This window comes from Acinetobacter defluvii, from assembly GCF_001704615.3.
GTDB classification, from domain to species: domain Bacteria; phylum Pseudomonadota; class Gammaproteobacteria; order Pseudomonadales; family Moraxellaceae; genus Acinetobacter; species Acinetobacter defluvii.
On the sequence record NZ_CP029397.2, the window covers coordinates 1,375,332 to 1,387,880 of the forward strand.

12 protein-coding genes are annotated in these 12,549 nt (G+C 36.2%); 6 read left to right on the forward strand and 6 right to left on the reverse strand.

Going from position 1 to position 12,549, the window contains the following annotated elements; all coding sequences use genetic code 11:
- The first annotated feature begins 105 nt into the window (after positions 1–105).
- Together rpiA and DJ533_RS08880 are read left to right on the forward strand one after the other, a co-directional pair.
- Positions 106–777 (forward strand): ribose-5-phosphate isomerase RpiA, encoded by a 672-nt coding sequence (gene rpiA / locus DJ533_RS08875; protein ID WP_065992197.1) that lies wholly within the window; start codon positions 106–108, stop codon positions 775–777.
- Positions 778–923: 146 nt separating this feature from the next.
- On the forward strand, positions 924–1,604 hold the full coding sequence (locus DJ533_RS08880) for a YgjP family zinc-dependent metalloprotease (RefSeq protein WP_065992199.1): 681 nt from the start codon (positions 924–926) through the stop codon (positions 1,602–1,604).
- Between the two features lie 79 nt (positions 1,605–1,683).
- Here the strand turns inward: DJ533_RS08880 and DJ533_RS08885 are convergent, their stop codons facing one another.
- The 3 genes from DJ533_RS08885 to DJ533_RS08895 all read right to left on the reverse strand — a co-directional run bounded on the left by DJ533_RS08885 (position 1,684) and on the right by DJ533_RS08895 (position 3,490).
- Positions 1,684–2,241 carry a lipocalin family protein gene (locus DJ533_RS08885; protein WP_065992200.1) on the reverse strand — a complete coding sequence of 186 codons (558 nt, stop codon included), beginning with the start codon at positions 2,239–2,241 and terminating at the stop codon, positions 1,684–1,686.
- A 250-nt stretch (positions 2,242–2,491) separates the two neighbouring features.
- Complete coding sequence (locus tag DJ533_RS08890) at positions 2,492–2,950, reverse strand: AAA family ATPase (RefSeq protein WP_065992201.1); 459 nt, start codon at positions 2,948–2,950, stop codon at positions 2,492–2,494.
- A 69-nt stretch (positions 2,951–3,019) separates the two neighbouring features.
- Positions 3,020–3,490 carry a hypothetical protein gene (locus tag DJ533_RS08895; protein WP_065992203.1) on the reverse strand — a complete coding sequence of 157 codons (471 nt, stop codon included), beginning with the start codon at positions 3,488–3,490 and terminating at the stop codon, positions 3,020–3,022.
- A gap of 654 nt (positions 3,491–4,144) precedes the next feature.
- On the opposite strand from DJ533_RS08895, the gene DJ533_RS08900 reads away from it, so the two are divergent.
- Entirely contained in the window at positions 4,145–5,287 is a 1,143-nt protein-coding gene (locus DJ533_RS08900) for an acyl-CoA dehydrogenase family protein (protein ID WP_065992204.1), read from the forward strand.
- Positions 5,288–5,742: 455 nt separating this feature from the next.
- Here the strand turns inward: DJ533_RS08900 and DJ533_RS08905 are convergent, their stop codons facing one another.
- Positions 5,743–6,261 carry a DJ-1/PfpI/YhbO family deglycase/protease gene (locus DJ533_RS08905; protein ID WP_065992205.1) on the reverse strand — a complete coding sequence of 173 codons (519 nt, stop codon included), beginning with the start codon at positions 6,259–6,261 and terminating at the stop codon, positions 5,743–5,745.
- Between the two features lie 247 nt (positions 6,262–6,508).
- Between DJ533_RS08905 and pheA the strand changes: the two genes are divergently transcribed.
- The 3 genes from pheA (at position 6,509) to DJ533_RS08920 (ending at position 10,372) form a co-directional block, all read left to right on the forward strand.
- A complete protein-coding gene (pheA, locus tag DJ533_RS08910) occupies positions 6,509–7,615 on the forward strand; it encodes a prephenate dehydratase (RefSeq protein ID WP_065992206.1) in 1,107 nt (368 codons plus the stop codon).
- 18 nt (positions 7,616–7,633) lie between these two features.
- A complete protein-coding gene (locus DJ533_RS08915; protein WP_065992443.1) occupies positions 7,634–9,880 on the forward strand; it encodes a bifunctional prephenate dehydrogenase/3-phosphoshikimate 1-carboxyvinyltransferase in 2,247 nt (748 codons plus the stop codon).
- Positions 9,881–9,991: 111 nt separating this feature from the next.
- Positions 9,992–10,372 (forward strand): hypothetical protein, encoded by a 381-nt coding sequence (locus DJ533_RS08920; RefSeq protein WP_065992208.1) that lies wholly within the window; start codon positions 9,992–9,994, stop codon positions 10,370–10,372.
- Between the two features lie 254 nt (positions 10,373–10,626).
- On the opposite strand, the gene DJ533_RS08925 is transcribed toward DJ533_RS08920, so the two are convergent.
- Positions 10,627–11,442, reverse strand: coding sequence for an alpha/beta fold hydrolase (locus tag DJ533_RS08925; protein WP_065992209.1), 816 nt, complete (start codon positions 11,440–11,442; stop codon positions 10,627–10,629).
- A gap of 19 nt (positions 11,443–11,461) precedes the next feature.
- Positions 11,462–12,211 carry an HD domain-containing protein gene (locus tag DJ533_RS08930; RefSeq protein ID WP_065992210.1) on the reverse strand — a complete coding sequence of 250 codons (750 nt, stop codon included), beginning with the start codon at positions 12,209–12,211 and terminating at the stop codon, positions 11,462–11,464.
- Positions 12,212–12,549 lie beyond the last annotated feature (338 nt).

The following is a 12,549-nucleotide window of genomic DNA, read 5'->3' on the forward strand; positions in this document are numbered from 1 at the left end:
CATATAACAGTTTAAAATGAGCATTGATTGTAACAAACCCCTGCGCATTTGCGATTTAAAATTATGCGAAATGTGCAGAAATTTGAAAATTTATTGAGAGATGTCATGAGTCTTTATGCTACCCAAGATGAGAAAAAACAAGCAGCAGCAAAAGCTGCTTTAAAACACTTACCAAAAGGGGGCATTTTGGGTGTAGGTACAGGCAGTACAGTCAACTTCCTGATCGAATTTTTACCTGAGCTACAACTTGAAGCTGCGGTGGCAAGTTCTGAAGCAACTGCGCAACGTCTTAAAAAGCTTGGCATTGAAGTGGTTGATATGAACCATGTAGGCGGTTTAGATGCTTATGTCGATGGTGCTGATGAAATTGATCGTCATATGCACATGATCAAAGGTGGTGGTGCTGCCTTAACACGTGAAAAGATTGTCGCTTCAATTGCGAAAAAATTCGTATGTATCGTAGATGACTCTAAATGGGTTGAGCAACTTGGACGTGAATTTCCGCTTCCTGTAGAAGTGATTCCAATGGCTCGTTCTGCGGTAGCACGTAAAATCGTATCACTCGGTGGCGATCCTGTTTACCGTGAAGGTGTTGTAACGGATAATGGTAATGTGATCTTGGATGTATTCAATTTAAATATTTTAAATGCTTTAGAGTTAGAAAAGACCTTGAATGATATTCCGGGTGTAGTGTGTAATGGTATTTTCGCCATTAATAAAGCGGATATTGCTGTTGTTGCGACGGATAACGGTATTGAAGAGCGTACTGCGGTTTAATTGAATTTGTATTAATGTTCCTTCTCCCTTGGGGATGAGGAGTTTACTCCGCAAGAGGATGAAGGGTAAAGCAAACCTCTCCCTCTTGCGAAACTTAGTTTCTCATCCTGAAAGGAGAGGGAATTTCAAAACTAATTATAAAATAAATGACGCCAAATCTCCCTGAAATCCAAATCACTCATCATGCACGAGCAACTCGATTGCGTTTACGTGTTGAGCCAACTCAAATTCGCTTAACTGTACCTAGATTTTGTACAAAATGTCAGATTCAAGATTTTTTACAACAATCTGAACAATGGATGATAGAAACTTGGCAAAAACAACAAGAAAAAGTAGAACAATTAGATAGAATATTACCAGCAGAATTAAAATTATTTAATTTACAGCAACCTTTACAAATTAATTATCAAAGGCAGAAAAACTCTTTTATTTTCGATGAGAAAAGTTATCAACTTTTCATTAGTGATCGTCAGCCTGAAAGTTATTTAAAAGCTTTTGTAATCGCTTATGCAAAGCATTATTTACCGATTTATTTACAACAGGTCAGTGTTGAAACAGGTTTAAAGTTTGGTGAATGTGCAATCCGTCAGCCGAAAACCCGTTGGGGGAGTTGTACCGCTCGACATGATATTATGTTGAATAGTGCTTTGGTGTTATGTGATCAAGCAATTACCCGTTATGTCAGCATACATGAGTTAGCACATACACGGCATTTTGATCATAGTTCTGCATTTTGGTCAGAAGTTGAAAAGCATGATGAAAATTATAAAAAACATCGAAAAATTTTAAAAAGTGCTGTAATGCCATGGTGGTGGACTACACATTAGAATCACTCATAGTTGTATATAGTTTAGAACTTCTCCTCTTAATATAAATAAGAGGAGAAAGGTATTTACAATTTATATATTATTTATGTTTGGTGTAAATAACGTCGCTTAAATCATAACCTAGTGATTTGGCATAATCTAAATACTCATCAATAATAGTTTTATCTGGTGTAGTTGTACGGCTTAAAACCCATAAATATTTTTTATTGGGACTGCCGACTAATGCTGTTTGATAATTTTCATCGAGTTTTAATATCCAATAATCACCACGAGCAATAGGCAACCAACGGATTATATCAGGTAGAAAGCTGACCTTTAACTTGGAGTTGTTGGGTGAATTTTTAACAAATGCCTCACCAATTGATTGCTTTAACTTACCATGTTTATCAAAACATTGATTATCTACTTTAACATTACCATTGCTGTTTAATGAATAGTGTGCTGTTACATTATAGTCACACATTCTTTGAAAATATAATGGCTTGCGTGCAATTTCATGCCATTCTCCCAAGTATTTTTTTAAGTCCACTTGTTGTACAGTAGGAATATCTTCATTTCCCGCATGCACTAAAGTTGCACTTGCTAACACTACAACACCACCAATCAACAGCAATCTTCTAAAATTTGATTTCAACATAAATAATAGACCTAAATAAGTTTTATAGTTTTTAATTTAACTAAATATCTTATACATAGAATTTAATTATTATGCAGTTTAGTAAAATTTTGTGAATATAATATATATGATAAAAGATAAATAAAATTTATTTATAACTTTCTCATGATTTTATTTTATTAAATAGATATTTAAAAATTAATAGTATTAGTGAAAATATTAATCTATTTTAATGAGGTATTTATGAAAAATAAAACGTATAACATTATTTCTAAGTATCAATGATGATGATCTGATCAAACCCTTCTTTATGTGTTGGTAGTTCTAATGCTTTATAGACATTTGTTAAAGCATGTTCACTGACGACTTGATCTTGAGGTCTTTGTTGGTTTCTTTGCAGACAAATTTTTAAAGGAGTCTGAAAGTATACCGCTATGCAATTTTGATTGAATTTTTTGGTGAGCTCTATAATTGGCTGTCGCTCAGACTTTTTCACTAAAATTGCATCGAATACAATATCATCAGGATGCTTTAAAAGATGCTGTTTAGCCCATGTGCTTTTACCACTCGCCTGACAGCCAATTAAAATATATACATCATGATTTTGAGTATTATGGCTTAAAGTATAATGAAGATCGGTGAAACATTGTCGCCATGCTGCAACATTTCTTTCTAATGTCCAAAGACGACCATGCAAGGTGTCTAGATAATGATCAGGATTGATATGCATATAATAAATTGATAATGCAAAAGTTCCCTAATGATTTAATTTAATGAAAACTTTTGCATTATTCTTAGTTCAAAACTGACATTGAGTGTTTTGTAGTTTTAAAGCATATTGCTTTTCATCAGTAGAAAGTTTCATTCGTACTTCATAAGGATTTACCCGTTGAAATTGATGTTCAAATAAATGATTACAGTTTCGTATTAAATTATCTGTAAATAATTTATTAACATCTTGCGGAGGCATACTTTGAGTAAATTGTTTAAAATCTGGTGAAGTAATAATGCCTTGAATTTCGATATAATTCGGATATAAGCGTAATTTTTCAATTAAAGTGTTTTGATCAATTTGTAAGGGTAAAGTGCGTGAATCTTCATCACTGAGATAACTTAAAACATTCGCTAATCTTTTTGTGTTTTTTATTTTATAGTTTGCATCGATAATTTTCTGTTGAACCAAATAATCATCAAGCTCAGTTGCTTGAGTAATATTAAACAAGGAGGTAATAAATAGACTAGAACCGAATAAAAATGTCGTAAATTTCATAATTAAATTAAGTCTTATTGGAAGTATGGTTTTTATTATATGCAATATTTGTATGATTACCAGTATGAAATTTTATTCTGTTTACATCAAAGTACACAGATTTATTATTCTACAATAAATTTTATGCTGATTTGATTAACAAGTTTCAGCCTACTAAAAAGCCTTCAATTCCTTTTTGAATCTACCCATATTTAACTCAAAAATTAATCTATTGAAACACTGTAAATACGCTTTAATCTTGTATTTAATTGTTGTTAATCAAGTGCATCATCCCACAATGATTGTTAGACGGGTATTATCCACTAAGTTGGTGAATGTTCTAAAAATATTCTAAATGTTATGCTAATTCAATTTTTCAATATAAAATTAAAAACATATAAATTTAATTTATTTTCAATATTTTATGATATGTAGGTGATGGAGATATATTTAGTCTACTTTTTGAACGATTTTTGATGTTTAATTTAAACGCTCAATAATTAAGATCTAAAAACGATTACTAACAATTTTTTAAATAGAGTAGATGTTTTTTAATCGTATTGACATTTCTAACATTCAAGGCGTGTCACTGATGTTCATGACAAAACATTAAAAACTATATAACATCCAAGAAATTAAACCCAAAAATAAGTGTAGTAAAAGGAATATCAAAAAATGTTGGCATATGATGCAGACTTAGAACTCTTTAAAGATAATTTCAAACGTTTTATGAGTGAACATATTGCTCCACATTATGAGCAATGGGAAAAAGAAGGCTTAATGCCTCGTTCAGTTTGGACACTTTTGGGTGAAAATGGTTTCTTATGTGTAGACGTCCCTGAAGAATATGGCGGTTATGGTGTCCCAACAGAATATTCTTTAATGTTGGTGGAAGAGTCTGCACGTGCAGGTTATGGCGCACTTTCTACAGCGATTTCTTGTCATTCTGAAATTGCAGCACCTTATATTTTACATATTGCCAATGAAGAGCAAAAACAATATTGGTTACCTAAAATGGTTTCAGGCGAAGTCGTTGGTGCAATCGGAATGACGGAGCCAGGTGCGGGTTCTGACTTACAAGGTATGCGTTCTTCTGCCATTTTAAATGGTGATCATTATCTGTTAAATGGTTCAAAAACCTTTATTTCTAATGGTCAGCATGCAGATTTGGTCGTTTTGGCTGCAAAAACTGATCCCCAAGCACGAGCAAAAGGCGTTTCATTATTGTTAGTGGATACGCATTTAGAAGGCTTTAAAAAAGGCACAAATCTAGACAAAATTGGTTTACATTCACAAGATACTTCAGAGTTATTCTTTGACAATGTCAAAGTTCCTGCAAATCAGTTATTGGGTAATGCAGGGCAAGGCTTTGCATATTTGATGCAAGAATTGCCACGTGAACGTACAGCAATTGCTGCAACAGCGTTGGGTGCGATTCGTGGTGCAATTGATGTAACCACTCAATATGTGCAAGAGCGTCAAGCATTTGGACAAAAAATTGGCAGCTTCCAAAATTCACGTTTTGTTTTAGCTCAAGCAAAAATTGATGAGTTGGCAACAGCAGCATTTTATAATCAAAATTTAGCTTTATATAAAGAAAGCAAGCTAGATGTAGAAACTGCCGCTGCGTTGAAGAGCTTTAGCACCGACATGCAAATGAAAATCATCGACAGTTTATTACAGTTATTTGGTGGTTATGGTTATATGACTGAATATCCTATTTCACGGTTCTTTGTAGATGCACGTATCCAGCGTATCTATGGTGGAACGAATGAAATTATGAAAGAAATCGTAGCACGTGGTATGTTAGGGCGTTAATTATTTTTCGCATTGCATCATATAAAAGTGTTGTAGTATCGAAGGTTGTACCAAAAGAAGTTGCCGTTAGGTGGCTTTTTTACTATAACAGAGCCAATATTTTAATAACCTCACTCAATCATTCAAAATTAGCTATGAATAAACAATTGACGACTTTAGCACAGTATAAAAAGCCATTGTGGGTAAGAAATCATTGGGGCATGGATTTAATTATTTTAATTTTTCAGTTTTTATGATTTATTCACTGCTTAACATGGTGTTTTTAGTCAAGGCTTAGCATTTGTATTGAACATGATGGTTGGAATAATTGGGCTTTATTTTTGTGGTTTTGGATTTTTAATGAAAGATATTTGCCTATGGTCTAAGCAGTATTTCTTTTTTGGTTATAAGGTTTAGAGTGGTTTTTTAAAAGATTGTTATCATTGCCATGAGCTAAACAGTAAGTCCTAAGAGACTCAAGCACGTAGAACATTTAAGCATTCATCAATAAATACAGGAAGTTCTTGCGTAGAGCGTGATGAAATATAAAGATTATTATCGTTGACCACCTCACGATCAAATATTACAGCACCAGCGTCTTTTAATTCCTGAATCATCGCTTCAATTGAGGTTAAACGGCGTCCTATCGCAATTTGTGCATCGATCAATAAATGTGGGCTATAGCAACATAAAAAAATAGGCTTCTGTGCGTTGGCAAAATTGCGTAAATAATCAATAAATCGAGTGTCTTGCTTAAGATGATAAGGGGAATTTCCGCCAGGAATCATTAACGCATCAAAATCTTGTACTGTAATTTCATCAATACCAAAATCAATACTCACGGCTGATTTTCGTTGCTTGCTGTAGACGATATTTCCTGCGGTCTTTTCAATGTTACGTACCGAATGACTGGCTGCGCGAAAGGCTTCGACAGGTTGATGGTATTCGGTATCTTCAAAATCATGGGTAATAAAAACGGCGATTCTCTTATTCATATTCTATGGCTCGAATTGCGCTGTTGTTTTTATCATAAATGGCACTTGATAAAATTCTGTAGATGCTTTGTAAATAAATTGTTTAAAAGTAATGAATAAAAACTGGGTTTTAGTGTGCTAGAGCTTAGATTTAAACTTAGATAAAAGCAGTATTTTGCAACAAAATGAATTGAACTATTGTTATACTGTCAGCGGTTAAATATTCAAACCTCTCGTAATTCTTGACTTTTAAAAGGGCGATATAACAATGATCAACGATGATCAAAACACGACTTCTCTCGATCTTGCTCAAATCCGTGAAGATATTGATTCTGTAGATCAGCAAATTCAACAACTCATTAATCGCCGTGCAAAACTGGCGGAAGCAGTTGCTAAAGCAAAATTTGCAGCAGAAGAGAATCCGTTGTTTTATCGTCCTGAACGTGAAGCACAAGTATTGCGCAATGTCATGGAACGTAATGAAGGACCATTATCTGATACAACTATGGCACGTTTGTTCCGTGAAATTATGTCTGCGTGTTTAGCACTTGAAGCACCGCAAAGTATTGCATTCTTAGGTCCTGTTGGAACTTATACACATTCGGCAGTACTCAAACACTTTGGTCAGGATGCAGTGGTTCGCCCATTACCAACCATTGATGAAGTATTCCGTGAAGTAGAAGCGGGCAGTGCACATTATGGTTTAGTGCCGGTTGAAAACTCGTCTGAAGGTGTGGTCAACCATACTTTGGATTGCTTTAAAGCATCGCATTTAAATGTGATCGGTGAGGTTGAGTTACGTATTCATCACCAATTCTTGATTTCTTCAAATACCCGTAAAGACAGTATTAAACAAATTTATGCACATCAACAAACTTTAGCCCAGTGTCGTGGCTGGCTAGATGTACATTATCCAGGAGTTGAGCGGGTTGCGCTAAGCTCAAATGCGGAGGCAGCACGTCGTATCCGTAATGAATGGCATTCGGCAGCGATTGCATCTGATGTAGCGGCAAGCATTTATGACTTAGAAATTTTGCACGGTAATATTGAAGATAATCCTGAAAATACCACGCGTTTTCTTGTGATTGGTCGTGAAAAAATTCCACAAAGTGGTAATGACAAGACGTCATTGCTGATTTCTGCACATGACCGTGCAGGGGCATTATTGGAAATTCTTGCTCCATTTGCAAAACACAATATCAGCTTAACCAGTATCGAAACTCGTCCTGCATTGCCTGAGAAATGGGCATATGTATTCTTCATTGACCTTGAAGGGCATGTGGAGCAAGACAATGTTAAAGCTGCCATTGAAGAAATTCGTCCATTGGTTAAAGAAGTGCGTGTTTTAGGTTCTTACCCCCTCGCTGTCTTGTAAGTTTGGGTTGTTATGAATATGTCACAACCTTTATTTAATAAAGTTGCATTTATTGGTCTTGGACTAATTGGCTCAAGTTTGGCACGTGTCATTGTTGCACAAAAGTTAGCAAATACGATTGTTGCGTCGACACGTTCTAAAAAAACCTTAGAAGATGCTAAAGCATTGGGCATTATTTCAGAGGGTTTTACTGATCCTGTGGAAGCGGTGAAAGATGCGGATTTAGTTGTCTTGGCTTTACCTGTACGAGCGACTCAAAAAGTTTTAGAAACCATTCAGCCATATTTGTCTGCAAATACTATTATTACTGATGTAGGTAGTACCAAAGGCAATGTCGTTGCTGCCGCTAAAACGGTTTTTGGTGAAAATTTACCTGTAGGATTTGTACCCGGGCATCCGATTGCAGGGGCAGAACATACAGGTGTACATGCTGGGAAAGTAGATTTATTTTCCAATCACAAGGTGATTTTAACGCCTTTAGCAAGTAGTGCCGACTGGGCTATAGAAAAACTGACTCAGCTGTGGCAAGCCGCAAAAGCTGAAGTGATCTGTATGGATGTCGATAAGCACGATGAAGTGCTTGCACATACCAGTCATTTACCACATTTGATGGCATTTAATTTGGTTGAACAACTTGCCAATCGTGAAGATAATCTCGATATTTTCCGTTATGCCGCAGGTGGTTTTCGTGATTTTTCTCGGATTGCTGCCAGTGATCCGCAGATGTGGCACGATATTTTCTTTGCCAATAAAAAAGCCATTCTCAACGCTGTAGATGGTTTTGAAACTCAACTCGCAACTTTGCGCCAACTCATTGAAAATGAAGATTCACAGGCATTGATGGGACTGCTTGGACATGCGCAAGCCGTACGTCAGCATTTCAATCACATGCTCGCCAATAAACCTTTGATGGAGAAAAATAAGGTGACACAACAATTTACCATTTTGCCGGGTGAGAAGACATTTAAAGGTAAATTTACCGTGCCAGGTGACAAATCAGTGTCACATCGTTCCATCATGTTTGGGGCGATTGCGGAAGGTACAACGCATGTGACAGGTTTCCTTGAGGGGGAAGATGCGCTTGCAACTTTGCAGGCTTTTCGTGATATGGGTGTAAGCATTGAAGGGCCGAAAAATGGCGAAGTGACTATTCATGGTGTCGGCATCAATGGCTTAAAAGCACCTAAAACGGCGCTGTATATGGGCAACTCAGGGACTTCAATGCGTTTGCTGTCGGGTATGTTGGCTGCACAGCAATTTGATTCTGTGATGACAGGCGATGCGTCATTGTCTAAACGTCCGATGGAGCGTATTGCGAAGCCTTTACGTGAAATGGGCGCACAGATTCAGACAACGGGTGAACGTGGTACACCACCAATTTCAATCACAGGTGCGCAAGCACTGAAAGGCATTCATTATGACTTGCCAATGGCTTCGGCTCAGGTGAAATCAGGGATTTTACTTGCAGGTTTGTGGGCAGAAGGCGAAACCTCTGTGACTGAGCCTGAGCCAACACGTGACCATACTGAGCGTATGCTTCGTGCATTTGGTTATGAGGTGAAAACTGAAGGCAACCGTATTTCGCTACAAGGTGGTGGGAAGTTGGTGGGTACTGAGATTCAAGTACCTTCGGATATTTCATCAGCAGCGTTCTTTATGGTGGGTGCAGCAATTACTGAGGGTTCAGATGTAACCCTTGAAGCGGTAGGAATTAACCCAACCCGTACAGGTGTGATTGAAATCCTCAAGCAAATGGGTGCGGATTTAACCATTGAAAATGAACGTATTGCAGGCGGTGAACCGATTGCAGACATTCGTATTCGTGGCAGTCGTACCCTTAAAGGTATTCATATGCCTGAAGAGCAAGTGCCTTTAGCGATTGATGAATTCCCAGCATTGTTTATTGCTGCAGCGTGTGCGGAAGGTCAAACCGTGTTGACGGGTGCTGCCGAATTACGTGTCAAAGAATCTGACCGTATTCAAGTGATGGCGGATGGTTTAAAAACCATGGGGATCGACTGCACACCAACAGATGATGGCATTATTATTGAAGGAAAAGGCAAATCAGGTGAATGGGGCGCAATCTTCACGGGTGGTGAAATTGAATCCCATCATGACCACCGTATTGCGATGAGCTTCTCAATGGCAGGTTTACGTAATTCAGAAGAAATTAAAATTATGGGTACTGAAACTGTAGCGACAAGTTTCCCAACCTTTACACAGTTAGCAAGTCAAGCGGGTTTAAATATTCAAGTTACTGAATAAATAGTCTAATATTTGTATATTTGTTCGACAACAGCCAAGCAAACGCTTGGCTGTTGAGTTTTTATTGCTTATTCTAAAACCATACAACTATAAAGCATTTTGGATGAAGCAATGAGAACATTACAATTTACTGCAAACTGCGAAAACCATGTGAAAAATGCTGAACATGGAGCAAATAGATGTCATGTCACTCAAGAATATGTGACTGACTTATTATCAAAACAACTTGTGCAATACGGTTTTAAAGCGCAAGCCACAACTTCTGAAGAAAATCTAGCCGTGACAGTTGAAAATCATCCTGTAGGTTTGGGCGTTAATTGTCGTTTAAATGAAGAGGGGCTGCTGACTTGTCAAATTTCTGCTCATGTAGATGAACAACAAGTTTGGTTTAAAAAAATTGAAACGCAAAGCATGATTAATCAACTAGCAAATGCTGTTGAAAACACCCTGAAACAAGATGAAGCTTTTAGTGGTTTTGAGTGGAAAGGTTAATTCAATAAGCGTATGTGAAGTGAGTGGTTTTTAAAAAAAATTACACTCAGAAAAAGCACAGACTAGGCTTCGATAAAATATGAAAATGCAACAGCCGATTTGAATATAAACGTCATACCAAGCATATGCATGTTGAACATTCACAAAAACTGCAGTGTGTGCAATTGGCTGATAAATTTCAGTGCAATCTCAAGCAATACTTCTGATTATGGTTGTTGTATGACTGGCTGTATAGGGTGATGCGATTTATGTATTTAGCTCGAAATAAATTGCTTTATGATATTTACAACTTCCTCAGGTTGTTTGAGCCAGACACTGTGTTGATTGCCCTTTAAGGTCTGGCTTAGATCAAGCTGTAAAATATGTGGATTTTTAAAGTAATGACTGAGTCCCAGTGTAGATGACATTGGTGCAAAATCATCACCAATAAACTGTATAAATAATGCTTCATTTTCTGAAAGTGTTTCTTCTGCCAAAATATGCCGATAATTTCCTGTAAAAATCACTTTTGACCAGTCTCTTATTAAAGTTTTGGCTTCTTTTTGTCCAAAACCGACTTTATGACCTGCGAGATAACCATCTTTTAAAATCATGCTATTGAAAATAGCTGCCGCTTTTAAAATATTAATTTTTCCTTTCATATTCCAATGCGTTAACCCAATATTACCTGTAGCAATACCGATGACTTTAATCCAATGATGCTGTGCATATAATGTGGCTAAATGTCCACCTAAACTGTGCCCCAATAAAACAGGTGATTGTGATGACAATTCTTTTGCAATTTGCACGAGTTGGGGCATAAAGTAGCCCAATAAGTCGGCATAGCCAAAATCAAATGTGGCAGAAACTTGCGGTGTATTGCGTCCACAGCCAGGATAATCTGCGGCAACGACATTCAAACCTTGTTCGAGTAAGTGCTGAATCAATTTTTCATATTTTTGAATTGCAACACCCAGTGCAGGTAAAATAATAACAGTATGCTGTTGTTGAGGAATTTGATAAACATCCACTAAAATCGGATTGCTCTGTGGAAATGTAATATGACGCTGTAAATAGGTTTTGTTCATCATCTTTCCTTTTTCCTTGTATTTAGTTGTTATGGCGTTGTAGCATCAACTTTAAACCCAAAGTACTGAGTAGTGCTGTTCTAGAATTTGGATGGCGTTGAGTTTCTTGCTTAATCAAGTCTTGAAAATGTGTTTTAAAATGATCTTTAGGATAGTGCGCTAAGATTTCAGAATAATAACGTTGAGTAATTAAATGAGGTTGTGTACCGATTACATCATAAGCTGTGGCTTGTTGTAATAGTAAAATTTCTTTGGCGATCTTGTGATCATTTTCATCTAAATAGCCATTCATATGTAAACAAATGGCATCTGAAACTTGTTGCGTCTTATGTTTTGGATAATCATGTTGCTGACATAAACGCTCTGAACGTAAGGCACTTTCAAATGTGAAGCATTGACAGCTTTGATATTCTGCTTTGTGATCCACTAAGCCCACATCATGCATTAAACTTGCGATTAAAAAGTTCTCATCATCAAATTGCCATTGTTTTGTATGGGCGATGGCAATACCCCAAAAGAAACAACGCCAAGAATGTTGAATGATTTCACGTGATTTGGTTTGTTCTAATGCTGAAATAGCTTCTTTAACTATAGCGGTGTCGGGGATATGAATATTGCTTAAGGTTAAATCACTGTGTAATTCAGATCTAGAGAATTTTGACTGAACAAAAGTCAGTGTTGAGGGCAACATCACTGTTTTCATCAATGTTATTTTGTTTTTAAAACTTAATTTGCCTTGTGTAAGTGTCATCCACTCTCGATCACCAATCATTTTTATGCCTTTCATTAAAATTAGAGTAATTGCTCTAATCATTGTGCAAGAATACTTTTAGAAAAGCAATTTTTAAAAATCTTCGGATTTTACAAAGCAATAAAAGACTACGATCGGATATTCTAAAAATAATTGATATGACAGTGTTTGATTGTTTATCATACACAATCAAGAAAATGATGAAATATTTTAAAGTATGAATTAACAGTGCTTACCGTCATTAAAAATCAATTGTATGTAAAGTGTACAAAGAATATGATTTTTGTCCTATAATTTTAAGAAATTAATTTAAGTTTCTGAAAAAATTGATTTTAATTTTGTTTTAAAAATGTAACCTA

Coding starts and splice junctions, on each gene's coding strand:
- rpiA (WP_065992197.1), top strand. CDS start 106: ATGAGTCTTTATGCTACCCAAGATGAGAAAAAACAAGCAGCAGCAAAA.
- DJ533_RS08880 (WP_065992199.1), top strand. CDS start 924: ATGACGCCAAATCTCCCTGAAATCCAAATCACTCATCATGCACGAGCA.
- DJ533_RS08885 (WP_065992200.1), bottom strand. CDS start 2,241: ATGTTGAAATCAAATTTTAGAAGATTGCTGTTGATTGGTGGTGTTGTA.
- DJ533_RS08890 (WP_065992201.1), bottom strand. CDS start 2,950: ATGCATATCAATCCTGATCATTATCTAGACACCTTGCATGGTCGTCTT.
- DJ533_RS08895 (WP_065992203.1), bottom strand. CDS start 3,490: ATGAAATTTACGACATTTTTATTCGGTTCTAGTCTATTTATTACCTCC.
- DJ533_RS08900 (WP_065992204.1), top strand. CDS start 4,145: ATGTTGGCATATGATGCAGACTTAGAACTCTTTAAAGATAATTTCAAA.
- DJ533_RS08905 (WP_065992205.1), bottom strand. CDS start 6,261: ATGAATAAGAGAATCGCCGTTTTTATTACCCATGATTTTGAAGATACC.
- pheA (WP_065992206.1), top strand. CDS start 6,509: ATGATCAACGATGATCAAAACACGACTTCTCTCGATCTTGCTCAAATC.
- DJ533_RS08915 (WP_065992443.1), top strand. CDS start 7,634: ATGTCACAACCTTTATTTAATAAAGTTGCATTTATTGGTCTTGGACTA.
- DJ533_RS08920 (WP_065992208.1), top strand. CDS start 9,992: ATGAGAACATTACAATTTACTGCAAACTGCGAAAACCATGTGAAAAAT.
- DJ533_RS08925 (WP_065992209.1), bottom strand. CDS start 11,442: ATGATGAACAAAACCTATTTACAGCGTCATATTACATTTCCACAGAGC.
- DJ533_RS08930 (WP_065992210.1), bottom strand. CDS start 12,211: ATGATTGGTGATCGAGAGTGGATGACACTTACACAAGGCAAATTAAGT.